The 19,508-nt window shown below is 29.0% G+C and carries 21 protein-coding genes, 1 rRNA gene and 1 other annotated feature; of the genes, 2 read left to right on the top strand and 20 right to left on the bottom strand.

The features are described 5' to 3' along the window. Position 1: 1 nt before the first annotated feature. The 11 genes from KGF50_RS02375 to KGF50_RS02325 form a co-directional block, all read right to left on the bottom strand. Positions 2–1,171, bottom strand: coding sequence for an alpha-D-ribose 1-methylphosphonate 5-triphosphate diphosphatase (locus tag KGF50_RS02375; protein WP_227846644.1), 1,170 nt, complete (start codon positions 1,169–1,171; stop codon positions 2–4). Continuing rightward, positions 1,172–1,885 carry a phosphonate C-P lyase system protein PhnL gene (locus KGF50_RS02370; RefSeq protein WP_227846643.1) on the bottom strand — a complete coding sequence of 238 codons (714 nt, stop codon included), beginning with the start codon at positions 1,883–1,885 and terminating at the stop codon, positions 1,172–1,174. 40 nt (positions 1,886–1,925) lie between these two features. Next, entirely contained in the window at positions 1,926–2,798 is an 873-nt protein-coding gene (locus tag KGF50_RS02365) for an ATP-binding cassette domain-containing protein (protein WP_227846642.1), read from the bottom strand. Beyond that, the gene (locus KGF50_RS02360) at positions 2,791–3,660 is read right to left on the bottom strand and encodes an alpha-D-ribose 1-methylphosphonate 5-phosphate C-P-lyase PhnJ (protein WP_227846641.1); all 870 of its coding nucleotides are present in this window, start codon (positions 3,658–3,660) and stop codon (positions 2,791–2,793) included. The genes KGF50_RS02365 and KGF50_RS02360 overlap by 8 nt, the downstream gene beginning before the upstream one ends. An 18-nt stretch (positions 3,661–3,678) precedes the next feature. Further along, a complete protein-coding gene (locus KGF50_RS02355; protein WP_227846640.1) occupies positions 3,679–4,767 on the bottom strand; it encodes a carbon-phosphorus lyase complex subunit PhnI in 1,089 nt (362 codons plus the stop codon). A gap of 2 nt (positions 4,768–4,769) precedes the next feature. Next, positions 4,770–5,345: a phosphonate C-P lyase system protein PhnH gene (phnH, locus tag KGF50_RS02350; RefSeq protein ID WP_227846639.1), complete on the bottom strand. Its 576-nt coding sequence runs from the start codon at positions 5,343–5,345 to the stop codon at positions 4,770–4,772. A 14-nt stretch (positions 5,346–5,359) separates the two neighbouring features. Continuing rightward, on the bottom strand, positions 5,360–5,791 hold the full coding sequence (gene phnG / locus KGF50_RS02345) for a phosphonate C-P lyase system protein PhnG (RefSeq protein WP_227846638.1): 432 nt from the start codon (positions 5,789–5,791) through the stop codon (positions 5,360–5,362). Between the two features lie 269 nt (positions 5,792–6,060). After that, positions 6,061–6,831: a TatD family hydrolase gene (locus KGF50_RS02340; RefSeq protein WP_227846637.1), complete on the bottom strand. Its 771-nt coding sequence runs from the start codon at positions 6,829–6,831 to the stop codon at positions 6,061–6,063. A 29-nt stretch (positions 6,832–6,860) separates the two neighbouring features. After that, positions 6,861–8,798: a methionine--tRNA ligase gene (gene metG / locus KGF50_RS02335; protein WP_227846636.1), complete on the bottom strand. Its 1,938-nt coding sequence runs from the start codon at positions 8,796–8,798 to the stop codon at positions 6,861–6,863. Between the two features lie 84 nt (positions 8,799–8,882). Further along, positions 8,883–9,131 (bottom strand) — a binding site (T-box leader). Between the two features lie 65 nt (positions 9,132–9,196). Further along, positions 9,197–9,718, bottom strand: a complete 522-nt coding sequence (locus tag KGF50_RS02330) for a spore maturation protein (RefSeq protein ID WP_021386457.1) — start codon at positions 9,716–9,718, stop codon at positions 9,197–9,199. Positions 9,719–9,733: 15 nt separating this feature from the next. Continuing rightward, on the bottom strand, positions 9,734–10,318 hold the full coding sequence (locus tag KGF50_RS02325; protein ID WP_227846635.1) for a nucleoside recognition domain-containing protein: 585 nt from the start codon (positions 10,316–10,318) through the stop codon (positions 9,734–9,736). A 131-nt stretch (positions 10,319–10,449) separates the two neighbouring features. On the opposite strand from KGF50_RS02325, the gene KGF50_RS02320 reads away from it, so the two are divergent. Together KGF50_RS02320 and KGF50_RS02315 are read left to right on the top strand one after the other, a co-directional pair. Further along, on the top strand, positions 10,450–11,880 hold the full coding sequence (locus tag KGF50_RS02320) for a nicotinate phosphoribosyltransferase (RefSeq protein WP_227846634.1): 1,431 nt from the start codon (positions 10,450–10,452) through the stop codon (positions 11,878–11,880). A gap of 37 nt (positions 11,881–11,917) precedes the next feature. Further along, entirely contained in the window at positions 11,918–12,346 is a 429-nt protein-coding gene (locus tag KGF50_RS02315; protein WP_021386461.1) for an Lrp/AsnC family transcriptional regulator, read from the top strand. A gap of 184 nt (positions 12,347–12,530) precedes the next feature. Here the strand turns inward: KGF50_RS02315 and KGF50_RS02310 are convergent, their stop codons facing one another. From KGF50_RS02310 to rrf, 9 genes are all read right to left on the bottom strand, one after another. Further along, the gene (locus KGF50_RS02310) at positions 12,531–13,235 is read right to left on the bottom strand and encodes an HD domain-containing protein (protein WP_227846633.1); all 705 of its coding nucleotides are present in this window, start codon (positions 13,233–13,235) and stop codon (positions 12,531–12,533) included. A gap of 22 nt (positions 13,236–13,257) precedes the next feature. Then, positions 13,258–14,091 (bottom strand): 16S rRNA (cytidine(1402)-2'-O)-methyltransferase, encoded by an 834-nt coding sequence (gene rsmI / locus KGF50_RS02305; RefSeq protein ID WP_227846632.1) that lies wholly within the window; start codon positions 14,089–14,091, stop codon positions 13,258–13,260. After that, complete coding sequence (locus KGF50_RS02300; RefSeq protein ID WP_227846631.1) at positions 14,092–14,844, bottom strand: tRNA1(Val) (adenine(37)-N6)-methyltransferase; 753 nt, start codon at positions 14,842–14,844, stop codon at positions 14,092–14,094. A gap of 76 nt (positions 14,845–14,920) precedes the next feature. After that, positions 14,921–15,814: a stage 0 sporulation family protein gene (locus KGF50_RS02295; protein ID WP_227846630.1), complete on the bottom strand. Its 894-nt coding sequence runs from the start codon at positions 15,812–15,814 to the stop codon at positions 14,921–14,923. Then, complete coding sequence (locus tag KGF50_RS02290; protein ID WP_227846629.1) at positions 15,811–16,746, bottom strand: DNA polymerase III subunit delta' C-terminal domain-containing protein; 936 nt, start codon at positions 16,744–16,746, stop codon at positions 15,811–15,813. Before KGF50_RS02290 ends, KGF50_RS02295 begins: the two co-directional genes overlap by 4 nt. 2 nt (positions 16,747–16,748) lie before the next feature. Further along, on the bottom strand, positions 16,749–17,438 hold the full coding sequence (locus KGF50_RS02285; protein WP_227846628.1) for a deoxynucleoside kinase: 690 nt from the start codon (positions 17,436–17,438) through the stop codon (positions 16,749–16,751). A gap of 99 nt (positions 17,439–17,537) precedes the next feature. Further along, positions 17,538–18,947, bottom strand: a complete 1,410-nt coding sequence (locus KGF50_RS02280) for an aminotransferase class I/II-fold pyridoxal phosphate-dependent enzyme (RefSeq protein WP_227846627.1) — start codon at positions 18,945–18,947, stop codon at positions 17,538–17,540. Between the two features lie 160 nt (positions 18,948–19,107). Next, complete coding sequence (locus KGF50_RS02275) at positions 19,108–19,299, bottom strand: DUF378 domain-containing protein (RefSeq protein ID WP_227436395.1); 192 nt, start codon at positions 19,297–19,299, stop codon at positions 19,108–19,110. 122 nt (positions 19,300–19,421) lie between these two features. Beyond that, positions 19,422–19,508: ribosomal RNA gene (rrf, locus tag KGF50_RS02270) — 5S ribosomal RNA — on the bottom strand; the annotation flags it as partial.

The raw sequence follows: 19,508 nt of genomic DNA, 5'->3' as shown, positions 1-19,508 counted from the left end.
TTTATACCTCCCTTTTATAAACTGTCTTTCCATTTACAATAGTATTTACAACTCTTGGATACTCACTATCAATATCCAATAAAACTAAATCTGCTTTTTTATTTTCTTTTATGCTACCTCTTTCATCATATATACCAACTGCTTTAGCTGGATTTGAAGTAAATAGGTTAACTGCTTTATTTAGACTGTTAGTTTTTTGTGCAACTATGCACATGGACTTTATCATTGCTGATGGAAGATAGTCTGAGCAAACAATATCACAGCAGTCTTCCAATATGGCATCCATTGCCTTTAAGTTGTTATTATGAGATTTCCCTCTTACAATATTTGGTGCACCTAGACAAGTTAAAACACCCACTTTCTTTGAATGTTTTGCAACTTCAAGAGTTATAGGAAATTCAGATACATTAACTCCTATATTTTTTATAAAATCCATTTTTTCTAATGTATCATCATCATGTGATGCAACATTTATATTTTTAGTTTTTGCCATTCCTATAACACTAGCTATTTTATTCCAATCTAAATTATCATGTAAATCTACTAAGTCATCTAACCATGTATCTACATAATTTTCTGTTACTCCCCATACTTTAGTAGCATATTCTCTATAGAACTTTGGATTTGTATACTGACCTTGTCCTGGAGAATGGTCCATTATAGATAAATAGTCTATTTTATCTTTGTCTAATAACTCTGATACCTTATCTAAGCCTTCATGGTACAACACTTCATATCTTAAATGAACTTTATGATTTATACTCTTACTATTTATGTTTTTGTACGAATCAATATTTTCAATCATTTTCAAAGAATTATCAATACTTCTAACTCCTACTCCATCACCCAAAGATATAGAATGATAAACTGTCGTTATTCCATTTGCAGGTAGTTTTTTGTCTAGCTCATAAAAAGCCATATTAAATGGTAATAATGTACTTGGTCTTGGCTCTATTTCCTTTTCAATAGCATCACTATGAATATCTATGATACCAGGTATAACGTATAAGTTTTTTGCATCTATTATTTCATCTATCTCATTGAAATCTAGTAAGTAATCAATCTTATCATTTGAAACTTTCTTTATTGTATCTCCTTCTATAATTAAATGGCCACTTTCTAATATTTTATCTTCCAATACAATATTTGCATTATGAATTAATTTTACCATCTAAGCTACCCCGCTTTCACTTATAGTGCCTTTTGTCATAGTAAAGGTTTTATCTATAACCGTCTCCATAAATTCTATATCATGAAATATCCCTATCATTGTAGTGCCTTGACTTTTAAGTTCCAACATTTTTTCTTTTACATATATTTTAGATTGATTATCAAGTGATGCAGTTGGTTCATCAAGCAACAAAAGTCTAGGTTTTTTAACCATAGCTTGTGCTAGATTTAATCTTAATTTTTCTCCACCAGAAAAATTATTCGGATAGGCATCCCATAAATTTTCCTTTATTTCAAATTGAATTAGTATGTCTTTTGCCATATCATATGCACAATCTTTTTCAAATCCACTCTCAATCAAAGAATGTACTACTAGCTCAATAGCAGTTATTCGTGGAAGTGTTTTTAAAAACTGTGATACATATCCTATTTCCTTTTTTCTAAGATTTATCATTTCTCTATCACCAATTGTAGATAAATCTATCTTTCCATATATTTCTGAGTTGAATATTATCTCTCCAGTCGTTGGGATATATGTTTTATAAATACTTTTTAATATAGTAGACTTTCCCGCTCCAGATTTTCCTATTATTCCTAAAAATTCACCTTTGGAAATTGTAAAATTTATTTCACTACATGCTTTTATAGTTTTGTTTAACGCGTGTAATTTAAAATCTTTGCTAAAATTATTTACTTCAAGTATAATTTCTTCCATTTTATTTAAAACCCCCATTTTACTTATTTACAAATATTACTTATAGTAGTGAATTTATAAGTTGCTGAGTATATGGATGTTGTGGGTCTTCCATTATCTGATCTGTTAAACCAGATTCAATCACACTTCCATTTTTCATCACAATTGTCCTATCAGCAAGCATTTTTATAACATCAAAGTCATGAGATACCACTATCATAGAAATTTTAAGTTCTCTTTGTATTTCCCTTATTAAGTCTAATACCTCGGCTTGTACAGAAACATCCAGTCCTGTTGTAACTTCGTCTAATAAAAGTATTGGAGGATTATTAGAAAGTGCTTTTGCTATTTGAACTCTTTGTTGCATTCCCCCACTAAAATATTTTGGCTTATGGTCTATTCTCTCTATGGGTATATTAGTCTTTACTAAAAGTTCTTTAGCTCTATCTCTTATTTTCTCAACATTATATATATTTGCCATTAATAGTTTCTCTGCTATATTTCCACCACTACTAAAATTCAAATTTAAACCAAGGTGGGGATTTTGATATACAATACCCATAAAATGATTCTTTATGTACCTCTTTTTTTGGTCTGAAAGTTCTAATATATTTGTACACTTGTCATAATTTGATATGTACACTTCTCCACTATTTGCATGTTCTTGAAAAAATAATATCTTTAACAATGTACTTTTTCCTGAGCCAGATTCTCCAACAATACCAAGAACTTCTCCTTCATAAAGTTCAAGATTTACATTATTACATGCAACTATAGAACCACAATATTTACATATATTATTACTTTCATATCCTGTACTCTCAAAACACCTTTCACATCCATCTCCATAAATAAGATTGATATGTTTTCCTATTAATACTTGTTTATCTATATTTTCTACTTTTTTGTCTTCTCCTAATTTTACACTACTCATTCCAAGCACCTCCAATTGCCACATCTACGCCATCATTTCTTAACCTAACTTTTTCACAATAACTTGTATCTGAACAACTATAGTACTTTTCATTAGTATCACTGTCATATACTTCATCTAAAAATGTATTTGAACTTTTACATAAACTACAATGTTTTCCTTCAAATTTTTCCTCTTCAAATTTATAATCATCAAATTCTAAGGGTTCTACTTTTGTGTATGGAGGTATAGCGTATATTCTCTTTTCTCTACCTGCACCAAATAAAAATAAGTTATCTGACATGTTCAGTTTCTTTATATCAAACCTTGGTATTGGTGATGGATTCATTAAATATCTATCATTTACTTTACATGGATACTCTGCTGCTATTGATGTATCATCAAATTTAACTATATCTTCATATAGATATACCCACATCCTGCTATAATCTTCTTCTGAATGCATTCTTCTTGTCTCTACTTCACTAGGTTCTACTATTCTAAGTGTTTCTGGTATTGGTACTTGGAATATCATTATTTGATTAGATGTTAATTTTTCTTCTGGTATTCTATGTCTTGTTTGAATCAATGTAGCTTTTAATGTATCTTTTGTAGTTTCTACATTGCTTACACTTGAAATAAAATTTCTTATATTACAAGCATTTGTAGAATCGTCACTACCCTGGTCAATCACTTTTACTACATCACTTTCACCAAGCAAGGATAGTGTTAATTGTAGTCCTCCAGTACCCCACCCCTTAGCAATAGGTAATTCTCTCGAGCCAAAAGGTACTTGATAACCAGGTATTGAGACTGCTTTTAGTATTTTTCTTCGGATTTCTTTTTTTGTATTTTCATCTAAAAAACCATAGTTATATATCACTTAATTTTCCTCCATATCCTATTTTATTCTTTCTACATCTGCTTTAAAATCTACATAGTGAGGAAGCTTAAAGTGAGATATAAACCCTAATGAATCTATACCATCTATATGAAGTAATACAAATTCTTCATCTTGGGCTAATTTTTCACTATTTGGTTCCAAAGATTTATCTAGTATAGCCATAGATATAGCCTTATTTTCATTATTTCCCATACAAAGGCCATATCCCAAAGACATTTTATTTATATCTTCCGATTTGTTTTTAGAATTTTCAGACTTACTTTGTGATGCTTTTGATACTATTTCACACTCAGTAACCAACATTTCTCCTATTGTTATTTGCTCATCTTCATAAATAGGATGTTTTATTTTTATATATACATCTCCTGTCCTAAGTTCACTTATGTATGGATGTTCATCACCAAATCCCCTTACAATAGAATAGGCAAACCCTGATACTGCTCCACTTTCACCCCTAGTAAGTGCTTGCAATTTTGCTGACCTAGAGACTGGAAATCTTAAGCTATTTCTTGTAATATCATCTATTGCTTCTTCTTCTAATTTGTTTTCATAGGTATCTTCTTCCAACAAATTCTCATTTCTAAATATATTAGATACTTTTGTGAACTTAGGTATTTCATTCACTATTTCTAAGTCATTTATATAATTAGCTTTAAAATCTCTATTTTTTTCTTCATCTTCTTTAAGCAACTCTATATTTAGTATTCTATTTTCATAATCTCTAGTCGCTCCAAGATACTGACCTCCTGGTATATCTTTAAATGTAGCTGAGATTCTTCTACCTATTCTCATTTGTTCTGTATTTATAGGTTCTGAATAAGTTACTCTAGGCATTGTTGACCTTAATGCTCTTATATAGAAAGAGGCTTCTAATATATCACCTTGAGCCTGTTTTATAGCTAATGCAGATAATTCCTTGTTGTATAGACTTCCCTCAGAAATCACTTTGTCCACAGCATAAGACATTTGCTCTTTAATTTGTTTTACATCTATTGGTAGGCTTTCTCCTTTTATTCTATAAAATTCAAGTATATTTCTAGCCTGTAATATAGCTTCTTCTCCACCTTTAACTGCCACATAAGCCATTATTATAATACCTCCCAACTTAATTTTGATGACCTTGGTATAAATGCAAGTTCTCCTTTATTATCTATTAAAATCAAATCTGCCCCTGTCGGATAGTCTTTATTTATCATAAGTAATCTTTCTAAGAATTCTTGTTTAACTCCATCTATATATAAATTCTTTTTAGGTTTTATACCAGGACCACTTAAATAAAGTCTTATGAATTTATCTTTATAATCTGTTGATAGTTCATTTACTTGGTGTATTATAGTTGTACTTTCATCAGGATATTCAAAAGAACCTATTTTAATTTGTAGTATATCTAATTCTGAATTAATATCTAAAAACAGATAATCTGATTTATTGTAATTTACTTGGTTTGACATTGTAAGTGCTCTTATATTTTTTATATCTTCTTTAGTACAGTTTTCTATATAGAAGGTAACTTCTTGGTCTAATAAAGTAATTGCTATGCCAATTGCTCCATTTGATAATTTTGTATTATTTTCTATACTTATATTATTGATGTTATTTAATTTCCCAGGAAATGAAGCACTATCTAGCAACTTTCTATATATTTCTTGCGTGTAACTTACCATGATTCTCCTCCTACTTAGTCCATAGTATTGAATTGGACTTTTGTTTTATTAATTAAACTAAATTCATTAATAAGTTCTTGCTCATATCTTAAGCTTTCTTCATATATACTTTTATTTATAAAATTCTTTAATTCATCAAATTTATTATTATTGCTATGTGAAACTGCATCTATAGTTGCCAAGCAAATAGATTTTTTTTCATTATTTTCTGCAACTATACCATAACCTAAGCTTTCATCCACTTTAACACTACACTCTGTAACTAGTATTTCTCCTAAATTAAAGGTAGTATTTTTTACACTTTCGTTAGCTCTTACCATCACTGTAGCTAAGCTAGGGGCTTTAATTATAGAAATGCTTGACGTATTTTTTATCATTAAATATATTTGCTCTAATTTCTCATAGTTCATATTTATCAATATCTTAGTACTATCAACTGTATGCAAAATTTTGCCTCCTTAATCTTTCCTTTATTTACTTATTTCTAAGAATATAATATACAATCTAAGTTAAATGGATATTACATTTGAGTTAATTCTAATGAATATCTTGTAAATTCTTTTTTAACAATGTTAAGAAATATGTTGTAAAACTAGTAAAAAATTATAATATTACAAATAAAAAAAGCATACCATTCAAATTGAATGGTATGCTTTCTCTACATCTATAACTATTATTTTTTATATCTATATGGCAAATTTTATTTTTAATTTGTCTATTTTATATTAAAGAACTTCTTCGCATTTTCTTTAGTAACTTTACACACTTCCTCATAAGATATTTCTTTTTCTTGAGCTATCTTATCTGCAACAAAAGCTACTTGAGAAGGATTATTTCTTTTTCCTCTATGTGGTTCTGGTGACATATATGGTGAATCAGTTTCTATAAATAGTCTTTCTAGAGGTATCTCTCTTACAACTTCTCTAGTTTTTTTATTATTTTTAAAAGTAACTGTTCCTGGAATTGATATATAACATCCCATTTTTACATATTCTCTAGCTAATTCCACATTACCACTATAACAATGAAGCACACAACCTATTTCAGGACTCTTAGTATTTTTTATTATCTCAAAAGTATCTCCATGTGCATCTCTATCATGTATTATTATTGGAAGCTTTAACTCATTAGCCAGCTCAATTTGCTTCTTAAACCACTCTTTTTGCTCTTCTCTTGGAGAATAATCATAATAATAATCTAACCCAATTTCTCCTATAGCCACAACTTTTTTATTTTCAGTTGCAAGTTTTCTTAGAGTATCTATAGCTGTATCATCTAGTTTTGATACATCATGTGGATGTACTCCAACTGCTGAATATATAAAGTCATATTTTTTTGATAGTTCAATTGCTGTTATAGACGTTTCTATATCTGCTCCTGGATTTACAACTAAATCTACACCTTTTTCTTTCAATGAACCAATAAGCTCATCTCTATCTTCATCAAAACTTTCATCATTTAAATGTGCATGTGAGTCAAATAACATTTTTTATCTCCTTACTATTTAATTACCTATTAGCGAACCTCGCATCCATCCTTAGCACCTTGTGTAAATGGTAGAACATAAGGGTCACCATCATCTCCTGCTGCTAATATCATACCTTGAGATTCTACACCTCTTAACTTAACTGGTTTTAAGTTACATACTACTGTAACCTCTTTCCCAACTAAATCTTCTGGTTTATAGTATTCAGCTATTCCAGATACTATTTGTCTTGTTTCTGGTCCAATCTTAACTTGTGATACTAATAATTTATTTGCTTTTGGATGCTTTTCACAACTTATTATTTTTCCTACTCTAAGTTCTATTTTATCCAAATCATCAATAGTAATTTCTTCTTTATGCTCTAAAGGTTTCTCTTCTACTGGAGGTTTCCCAGAAAACATTTTAGTTAATTCTTCTATTTCCTTTTCTACATCTAATCTTGGGAATAAAGATTCACCTTTAAACACTTTTACATTTTCTCCAATAAGACCAAATGTCTTTGTGCTTTCCCATGTAGTTATATCATCTTGACCTTTTATTCCTATATGTGCATATATCTTATTAGCAGTTTCATTCATTATAGGATTTATTAATGTTGCAATTATTCTTATAGATTCACATAAATTATATAAAACTGTATCTAATTCATCTTTTTTAGTTTCATCTTTAGCAAGCGCCCAAGGCATAGTCTCATCTATATATTTATTAGTTCTTCTAACTAGTTTCCATACACTCTCTAATGCTTCATGGAATTGCATCTTATCCATCTCAGCCTCGAAGTTTTCTCTAGTTGATACAGCTTGCTCTTTTAAATCAGCATCAAAATTAGTTGAAGTTTTTACTGTTGGTATTATACCAGCGTTGTATTTTTCAACCATTGCTACAGTTCTACTTACTAAGTTTCCTAAATCATTTGCTAAATCATAATTTATTCTTGTTACAAAATTTCTATGAGTATAACTTCCATCTTGACCAAATGCAAACTCTCTTAATAAGAAGTATTTAAGAGTATCTATTCCATATCTTTCTATTATAGGCTCTGGATAAACAACATTCCCTTTTGACTTACTCATTTTATCATCAGCAAACAATATCCATCCATGACCAAATACTTGTTTTGGAACTTCTAAACCTAAGGCCATTAAAAGCGCTGGCCATATTATTGTATGGAATCTCACTATTTCTTTACCTACTATTTGAACATTTGCAGGCCAATATTTTTTAAATTCTTCATCATTATCTGTCATATATCCTAATGCTGTTATATAGTTACATAAAGCATCTACCCATACATAGATTACATGCTTTTCATCAAAAGGAACTTTTATACCCCAGTCAAAAGTTGTTCTTGTTACACTTAAATCTTCTAACCCTTTATCTAGGAAATTTGCTACCATTTCATTTTTTCTAGCAGCTGGGAAACAGAAACTATCGTCTTTAAATAACTCTTTTAATCTATCTTCATATTTAGATAGTCTAAAGAAATAAGATTCTTCTTTTACTAGGTATGTTTCTCTTCCACAATCAGGACATTTGTTTCCTTCTAATAACTGTGATTCTGTCCAAAAACTCTCACAAGGAGTACAGTATCTACCTTCATATTCTCCTTTGTATATATCACCTTGTTCATATAATTTAGTAAATATTTTTTGTATTATATCTGTATGTCTTTTTTCTGTTGTTCTTATAAAATCGTCATAAGATATATCCATTGTATTCCATAATGCTTTTATATCCTTTATCATTCCATCAAGGTATTCTATTTCTGACATTCCTTGTTCTATAGCTTTCTTTTGTATCTTTTCACCATGTTCATCTGTTCCTGTCAAAAACTTTACATCATATCCACAGAAACGTTTAAATCTAGCTATTGTATCTGCCGCTACTGTTGAGTAAGTATGGCCTATGTGTAATCCTCCACTTGGATAGTATATTGGTGTTGTTACATAAAAACTCGGTTTGCTCATATTATTTACCTCCTAATTTTTTATCGTTCGTAGTCATATAAATATTTCATTTAAAATAATAAAAAATCGCCTCCTATGATTTAACATAGGGGCGAGATTATTCACGGTACCACCCTAATTCATCTATAACAGTTATGTTTCACATGAAATGTAGAAATCAACCTTATAGATACCTTAGCAGACTATAACGTGCCCAACCGTTTTACCCTAGCATATTCGCTCAGATAAAAAGCTCCAAGACCATCTTCAATAAATCTTTTTACACTAGCTTTCACCTAACCTAGCTCTCTGATAGAAAAAATCTTTATCTACTCTTCTTTTCATAGCTTGTAATTCATATTACAATTTATTTCTATATAATCACTATATTATAAAATTTTTCCCACATTGTCAATAAATTATACAAATATTACATAGCAAATAAAAACAGCTGCTATAACTCCTGCAACATGACTAATCATAGCACATGACAATGTATGTCTAGTATTTTTTATCTTTAAACTTCCATAATATATTGCCATTGTATAAAAAATAGTCTCAGAAGAACCTACGATTGTAGCACCCATTTTTTCTACTAAACTACCTATTCCAACCCTATTTGCAAGTTCACTATACATTCCCAAAGCACCACTTCCAGATAAAGGTTTTACACTTATTAAACCTATTAATTCCTTTGGTATGCTCATCATATTTGCTATTGGTGTAAATAGCCATTCTAACATATCAAGACCTTTACCAGTTTTAAATATTCCTATTGCTAAAAATATACCTATTATATAAGGTAAAATATCCCATGCCGCCTTTAAACCATCAATTGCTCCTTTTACAAAACTATCATATACATCTATTTTTTTATATTTACCATAAACTACTATGTACAAAATTATTATTGGTATAAGTAAGTTTGAAAATACTTCCATACATCTACATCTCCTTTATCTATATCTTCTTTGAAAAAGTTTACATGTTATTATTGCTATTGCTGTAGATATTATGGTTGCAAATAAAGTTGTAAAAATTATTTCACTTGGGTTTTGAGCTCCCATGTCCATTCTTAATTTAATTATAGTAAATGGAATTATCTGTATAGATGATATGTTTATTACCATAAACATAATCATATCATTAGTAGCTGTATCTTTTTTGTTGTTTAGAGTCTGAAGCTCACTCATTGCTTTTAAACCAAATGCTGTTGCACCATTTCCAGCACCCAACATGTTCAAGGCGATATTCATAACTATATAAGACATTGCTTTGTGACCTTTTGGAATAGAAGGAAACAATCTTCTCATTATAGGATTTAATTTCTCACCTATTTTTTCAATCAAGCCCGACTCTTTTGCAATATTCATTACACCCATCCATAGTGCCATAATACCAGCTAGACTTATTGCAAATTCTATACCTTTTGATGTTTCGTTCAATATGACTTTATTTAATTCTCCCATATTTTTAGAAATCAAACTTCCTATTATTCCTATTGATACCATGTAAAACCATATTTTTCCTATTATAATCAACCTCCTCTTTAAATAATTTTATGATAGTTAGGTAATACTTTATACTTGAAAGTTGTACTATATTATGTTTTAGTATAAGTGTGGGAGTTTTTATAATTTTTAATATTTAATAATAATTAAGGAGAGAAATAATGAGAAATTTAACACTTCTTACTGATTTATATCAGCTTACTATGTTAAATGGCTATTTTGAAAAAAATATTCACGAAGACATTGTTGTATTCGATATGTTTTTTAGAAAAAACGCTTGTGATGGAGGGTATACTATAGTTTGTGGTATTGATCAGGTTGTTGAATACATAGATAACCTTCATTTTTCAGATGAAGATTTGGAGTACTTAAAAAGCTTAAATTTATTTTCTGATAAATTTTTGAAATTTTTGAAAGAGTTTAAGTTTACAGGAGATATTTACGCTGTTGAAGAAGGGACTATAATGTTTCCTAATGAGCCATTGATTACTGTTAAAGCACCCTTGTATCAAGCTCAACTTATTGAAACAGCATTGTTGACAATAGTCAATTTTCAATCTCTTATTGCTACGAAAGCATCTAGAGTTTGCTTTGCAGCTCAAGGAGACACTGTACTTGAATTTGGATTACGTCGTGCACAAGGTCCAGATGCAGGTATATATGGAGCTAGAGCTGCTGTAATTGGGGGCTGTTCTGGAACTGCAAACGTATTAGCTGGAAAGATGTTTGATGTTCCTATAATTGGTACACATGCTCATAGTTGGGTACAAAAATTTGATACTGAGCTTGAAGCATTCCAAGCATATGCTGATGTTTATCCAGATAAATGCCTACTACTTGTGGATACTTATGATGTATTAAATAGTGGTATACCTAACGCAATAAAAGTCTTCAAAAATATTTCTGAAAAAGGATATAAACCTATGGGTATAAGACTAGATTCTGGAGACTTAGCTTATCTATCTAAAGAAGCAAAGAAGCAACTAGATAGTGCTGGTTTTTCAGATATTAGTATAACTGCATCTAATGACCTTGATGAATACACTATAGCATCACTTAAGGCAGAAGGAGCTACTATAAATTCGTGGGGAGTAGGCACAAAGCTTATTACTTCTTTCGATTCACCTTCTCTTGGAGGAGTTTACAAATTAGCTGCATCTTGTGAAAAAGGTACTCTTGAACCTAAGATAAAAATTTCTGAGAATCCAGAAAAAATAAATAATCCTGGTTACAAGAAAGTTATAAGAATATATAACGAAGACAATAAAGCAGAAGCAGATTTAATTATGTTACATGATGAAATTATAGATGAATCTAAACCTTTAGAAATCTTCCATCCTACTTATACTTGGAAAACAAAGGTCTTTACAAATTACAAAATTAAAGAGCTTCTTAAGCCATTGTACATAAAAGGTGTATGTAAATATAATAAAAAAGCTGTTCTTGAAATAAGAAATCATGTACAATATGAATTAAGTACTATCTGGGAACAATACAAAAGACTTTCGAATCCACACATTTACAAGGTTGATTTATCTAGAGATCTTTGGTATTTAAAAACAAAAATGATAGATTCTAAAAAAGTTTTATAGGCATTAATTATTTTTATTTAAGGGGGACTGTTTATTTATGGATGTTACAGATTACAGAATCATAGAAATTTTACAGGATGATGGGAGAATTTCTATGAAGGACTTAGGAAAAATAGTTGGTTTAACTTCTCCTGCAGTTTCAGAAAGAGTCAAGAGATTAGAAGAATCTGGTGTGATAGAAGGATATAAAGCAATTGTTAATCCAGATTCATTAGGTAGAGTTATAAAAGCATTTATTCACATATCTCTTCCAAGTAATGGATATACAGAATTCATTGAGTCTGCTGGAAAGGACCCTAGGATTGTAGAATGTCACCACATAACAGGTGATGATTGCTTACTTTTAAAAGTTATTGTAAAAGATATGTATGAATTAGAAAATGTGATTGATACTATAAAGAAAATAGGTTCTACCAAGACCTCTGTTATATTATCAACACCGATACAGGCAAAATCAATATTGTAAGATAAATTGAACATTAATGGTTTATTCGCTGATACATCATTAGATATTTCTAATAAAATTTTAAGTTTTGATGTAAAAAAAGTTGTCTTTTAATTCTATTAAAGACAACTTCTTTTAGGTTTTTAAAGTTTGTACATTCTAAATTTAAATCAACTGTCTAAGCCTTAAATTATATTAACTAACTTTATACATTTGTATAATTACTCTTATATAAGTAATTTGTTAGAATATATTCCATATAGGTCTTTAATACGCCTACTTCTTCGTTCTTCTCTAATAGTTTTATAGTGGACACTATATCTGCATATCCAAGTAATATTATACCGATAGTATCTTCATCTACTAAATTAAATACATTAGCTAATTCTTTTTTACTCAAATCATTTTTCTTATATAAAGATAAAAGTATCATATGATATCTTACATACTTACTTATAAGTTTATATGTCTGTGTTGATAACTCTAAATTTGTACCCATATTATTTACTATTTGTGCACCTATTTTTTCATGATTTGTAAAATGAACTCTACCTGTTTCATCTAAAGTTACACTATCTGGCTTTCCTACATCATGTAAAAATATTCCTAACTTTAATGCTTGTAACTTATTTATTCCATCCTCAACATATAAATTCAAATAATTTGACACATGTTCTCTTAAATGATTTGGAAAAAATTCTTTGTCATTTAGCACTACTTCTAATTCTTTTAATGCATTTATAGAATGTTCAAAACAGTTAACAACATGATATTTACATTCTCCTACAGATTTCATTGCTTTTACTTTAGGGATTACTTTTTCTAGCTCATTCTTTTTATCCAACTCTATAAACGTTTTATGTGTATCTTGCCTTTTTAAACTCTCTATTATAATTTTTCCTATTTCCATAAAATCACCTCAGATTCAGGTTTTATAAATCCAGAACTTGTTTATAAACAACATCCTTCTTTAATTTTCTATCTTTACAAACTACTTTTATTGCATCTTTTTTGTTCATACCACTTTCGATTAACTTTAAAACATATTCTCTATCTGTAAGATCATCGTAATCTTTTTTTTCTGATTTTTCACCATAAAAACCTTCTACTATTAATACGAACTCTCCTCTTACTTCCTTTTCCTCAAATATTTTTATGACAGTTTCTATATCTTCTCTTATTATCTCTTGATATTTTTTTGTGAGCTCTCTATTTACAGAAATTTTTCTATTTCCAAGAATTTTAAGCATATCTTTTAGTGTATCCTTCAATCTATGTGGTGATTCATAAAAAATTATAGTTCTGCTTTCCTCTTTTATTTCTTCTAGTTGTTCTCTTCTAACTTTTTTATCTCTATCCAAAAAACCTTCAAAAACAAATTTATGTGTATCCATACCAGAACCAACCAAAGCTGTTACAAATGCTGTTGCTCCTGGTAATACTTCTATCTCTATATTATTTTGTATAGCTTGTCTTATTATCTCTTCTCCTGGGTCAGATATACCAGGCATACCTGCATCACTTATCAAAGCTATGTTTTCTCCATCAATTAATTTATTCATTAAATAATCACCTTTTGAATCTTTATTATGCTCATGATAGCTAGTCAAAGGTTTTGAGATTTCAAAATGATTTAAAAGCTTTATACTGTGTCTTGTATCTTCTGCTGCAATTAAATCTACTTCTTTTAATATTCTTAAAGTCCTATACGTTATATCCTCTAGATTTCCTATTGGTGTTGGACATATGTACAATTTTCCACTCATCTATAACTCTCCTATATCTTCATTATTATATATTGATTTTAATTCTTCTGTATAATTACCATCTTCTCCATAGACATATAGTGGGTCTAATATCTTAAGCTCTGGTCTGCCATCTTTTACAAATTGAACCAAAACCAAATTAGGTGCTTTTTTAGGTCTTGGATGAACAAACTGGATAACTTTTGGTTCTAATCTGTATTTTCTCCCTAAAGTTATTATATCAACCAATCTTGTTGGTCTATGTATCATGAAAAATTTACCTCTAGGCATAACCAATCTGGATGCGGTCTTTATTACATCCTCTAGATTACACTTTACTTCATGTCTTGATATTGCTTTTTTATCATTTGGATTTTTTATACCATCAATATGCATGTATGGAGGATTTGATGTAACTACATGATAGCCATTAACTTCCAAAACTTTGTCTATCGACTTTATATCTCCATTTATAATCTCAACTCTTTCTTCCAAATTGTTTAGTTTTATAGAACGAGTTGCCATTTCATATACGTCTTCTTGTATTTCTACACCAATAATTTTTTTAGCTTCACTTTTGCCTGCAATTAGAACTGGTATAATTCCTGTACCAGTGCCTAAATCAACAACTTTAGCATCTTTTTTTACTTTTGCAAAATTAGCTAATAAGACTGCGTCTATACCAAAACAAAACCCATTAGTATCTTGTATAATTTTAAGACCTTTTAATTGTAAATCGTCGATTCTCTCTGAATCTTTTAATTGTATACTCATATATAACTCTCCTCAAACATTAGTAGCTTTAAGCATTAATTGCTTTAAAAAAGGTAGGAGAAGTCCTACCTTAAATTTAATCTTCTAATTTCTTTAACTCCTTTAATGTGGCTTCATCTAATCCATCATTACCTTTGCATTTACCACCACAGCCCTCACACTTTTTAGGCTCTCTAAGTATTTTTATATCTTCTCTCGTATATATTTTTACTGTTTTGTCTTGGAATTCCACTTTGATTTGTTCTAACAAAGGATTTACCTCTACAACTTTTCCTTTTCCATCATCTGATTGCACCAATGCACCTACAACAGGCATTTTTTCTATTGCTTCACTATATACATCATGCTCATACTTTAAACAACAGAATAGTCTCCCACATATACCAGATATCTTTGTTGGATTTAAAGATAAGCTTTGGTCTTTTGCCATTTTTATTGAAACTGGTTGAAAATCACCTAACCAAGAAGAACAACAAAGCTTTCTACCACAAGGTCCTAGACCTCCTATAGACTTTGCCTCATCTCTAACACCGATTTGTCTAAGTTCTATTCTAGTCTTAAATATAGCAGCTAAATCTTTTACTAATTCTCTAAAATCTATTCTACCTTCTGCTGTAAAGTAAAAAATCAATTTATTTCTATCAAATGTATATTCGCAATCTATTAAAAACATTGTTAACTCATGTTCTTTTATCTTTTGTTGGCATAATTCAAAAGTCTCTTTTGCTTTTTCCTTATTTTCTAAATATATTTTCTTATCTTCTTCTGTAGCTATTCTTATAATTGGCTTTAAAGGAGAAACTAATTCGCTCTCGTCCATTTCTTTTGGCCCAACCACTACTTTACCATACTCTAAACCTCTTGCAGTTTCTACAACTACATCCATGTCTTGCTCTATATTAAAATCAACAGGGTCAAAATAATATATTTTCCCCGCACTTTTAAACCTAATTCCTACTATTTTTATCATTTAATCACCTCGTATATATTTAAAGACATAACTTGTATGCTTATATTGAAATTACAATTACTTTTAATTTTAGTCTTTGTACCTTCTATTATATCAATAATTTTGGATAATTGAGAATAACTAATTTTTCCACTCATATTTTGGATAAAAACTAGTTTATCTATATTTATTAACATATCTCTATTTACATTTTCTTTTAATAAGATAATGTCTCTAAAATAGTTTATCATAATATCCAATAAACTTATAATCTGATTTCTGTATTTCTCCATGTTATTTGGTATATTTAGAATTTCTACTATATTTTTATCTAACATTATTTGGATATATTGTTGTATATCCTCCCTCATTACTGAAAACTCAGCCGACTGAGATAAATCTAAAGCATTTTCAATACTCCCTCTTGAAAAAGTAGCCAATATTTGAGCCCTTTCCTCTTCTATGCCTTTATTTATTAAATAAGTTTTTAAATCTGCTATTGGTATAGGCGAAAACTTTATTATGTCACATCTAGATTTTATAGTTTCTAATAATGATTCTTTATTATTTGTGACTAAAATTATTATAGCATAACTTGGAGGTTCCTCTAATGTCTTTAAAAGGGCGTTTTGAGCTTCTACAGTCATCTTTTCAGCATTATTTATTATATATATTTTATAGTCCTTATGAGGTCGTACTACTATATCTGATTGTAAGTTTCTAATTTGAGCTATTTTTATACTATTTCCATCTGGATTTATAAGTACATAGTCTGGACTATTTTCTAGATTTACATAGTCAAGTAACAATTTTGATAGCTCATCAGCAAATTTCTTTTTTCCTATTCCATCTATTCCTTCAAACATATACGCATTATTAAGTTTATTTTTATTTATAGAATTTATTAAATATTTTTTTGCAAAATCTTGTCCTATAATATTTTCAAAATACATATTTATCTCTCCATAGATTTTATTGAATCAAGAACTATTTCATAAATTTCATTATGTATACTTTCAATACTTCTTAATTTATTATTTGAAACACAATTTATCTTTTTCCAATCATATTTATCTGCTATATATAGAGCATTGTTATAAGATTTCTCTAAATACTCTATATCACTTTCATGAATATCTTTCTCTTTTTCTCCTGTAATTTTGTTTTTTCTATTCTCCATAAGTTTTTCACTAAACTCAATAGGAACATCTAAAAATACAACACAATCAGGTTGAGGTATTTTAAATAAATTAAATTCATAATCAGCCAACCAGTTAAGATATTCCTCTCTATCACCAATATCCATTTTAGAAGCCTGGTGCACCATATTAGAGGTTGTATATCTATCAGCGATAATTATTCCACCTTTATTATAAAATTCCTCCCAATCGGTTTTAAATGATGCATATCTATCCGCTGTAAAAAAAGTTGATGCTATATATGGGTCTACATCTGAAGCATTTTTTCCAAAATCCCCTCTTAAATACATTTTTACCAAAGCAGATGATTGAGACTCATAATTTGGATATTCTACCTTCTTAATCATATAGCCTTCTTTTTTTAGTCTTTCATATAATTTTTTTGTTTGAGTTGCCTTTCCACTCGCATCTGAACCACTCTCTATAATTATTAACTTACCTCTCATTTTGATATCCTCCATCTAAACATTTTGCCTATTTTAGTATATTACTCAGATAAATTTATATATAAATATTCTATATATTTTTTATAGTAATCCTACTTTTTATATATGTTCTAAATCTATTATTTCTATAAAATTTAAAGTTATATCTTTAAGTCCACTTATAACCATACCTTTAGAGCTACAAAACTTTAAATAATCTATTATTTCTTTACTTATTATTTCGCCAGGAGATATTATATTTATCCCTGGTGGATATGGCACTATAGATTCACCACATATTTTACCTATGCTGTCATATATTTTAACACTTTTTTTAGTTTTATAAAATGCTTCTCTAGGTGTTAATATTTTCTGTGGAATATCAACAGGATATTTTATATTATCTAGTTTTATAGATTTAAATTCTTTTACTACAATATCATCTAATGCAGTTTCTAAACTAATGAAATCTTGAGTACTATTTCCTATTGTACAGATTAATAGAACGCCATAATAATTAGATAACTCTACTTGTATACTATATTTTTTTCTTAAGATATTTTCTAATTCATATCCTGTTAATCCTATATTTTTAGCAGATATGAATACTTTTGTTTTATCATTTGTACTATATATTTCAAGATTTTTATTAACATTATTTTTGAAAATGTGGATATTATTTAAAAGCTCTTCCATTAATTCCTTGCCTTTATCTTCATATATATCTACTGCTAATTCTAGTGAAGATAATAATAAATAGGAAGGACTTGAAGACTCAGTAATTCTTAACATATTTGAAATTTTATCTAAGTCAACACTCTCTTCCTTTACATGTATCATTGATGATTGAGTAAAAGATGGAAGTGTTTTATGAGTACTTTGTATAACTATATCTGCACCTTGCTCAAGAGCTGTTTTAGGAAGTTTCTCACTAAGTCCTAAATGTGCACCATGTGCTTCGTCTACTATTACTACCATATTTTTGCTATGTGCGTAATTACAGATATATTCTAAATCATATGTCACTCCATAGTATGTAGGATATGTAAGCAATATTGCTTTTGCATCTAAGTTTTTATCTATTATATCAATTACATTTATTACATTCACACCTTTTAAAATATTAGTATCTTTGCTTATCTCGCAAGGAATATATTCTATATCTACATCACCCAAAATACATCCATTTATAACTGATTGGTGACAGTCTCTATTTACAATTATTTTACTTTTAGGATTACATACTGACATTATTGCGGATTGGATTCCACAACTGCTCCCATTTACTAAATAATATGTATAATCACTTTTAAATACTTTTGCAGTATTTTCTTGAGAGGCTTTTATAATTCCTTCAGGAGAATGTAAATTATCTGTACCTATTATTTCGGTTGTATCCATTTTATACAAATTTTCTAATACATTTGTATATCCTAATTTTTCATAAATTTTTCCCTTTTTGTGTCCAGGCATATGAAAAGATATTACTTCTTTATTTACAATTTCACTTAGTTCATTAATTATAAACATAGATTACTCCTTTTTCTCTATTGTTACTACTTGTTTAAAAACTTTGATTCCTATCTATTTTACCATTAAAAAAGATACAAATTAATGTTTTTATAAAATAAAAATACCTCATTCTAAATATTTAGAATGAGGTATCTAATATAAAAAAGTAAAAATTAAATTATTCCCTGTCATCAGACATTAAACTTGGTATTAAATACAATCCAGCTAGACCCACAACAAAGTATATTATTCTACTTATCATTTCATATGTTCCACCGAAAATGCTACCTATTAAATCTGTTCCTAGGATACCAATTGCTCCCCAGTTAAGTGCACCGATTATAGCTAAAACTAAAGCAACTTTTTTCATTTATATCACTCCTTAAGAATTAAATTTTTATGATAATCCATAATTCCTGTGTTTAGTTTTCCCAAAATGAAAAAAGAAATACTTAATTTTTTTGTTTTTTTTGACAAAAAATAAAAAAAATTACGTGGCTACGTCCTACTCTCCCAGGCAGTTTCCCACCAAGTACCATCAGCGCTAGAGAGCTTAACTTCTGTGTTCGGAATGGGAAC

The organism is Clostridioides sp. ZZV15-6598, assembly GCF_020657705.1.
Classification (GTDB): domain Bacteria; phylum Bacillota; class Clostridia; order Peptostreptococcales; family Peptostreptococcaceae; genus Clostridioides; species Clostridioides difficile_F.
This window is presented reverse-complemented; position numbering and strand designations above follow the sequence as displayed.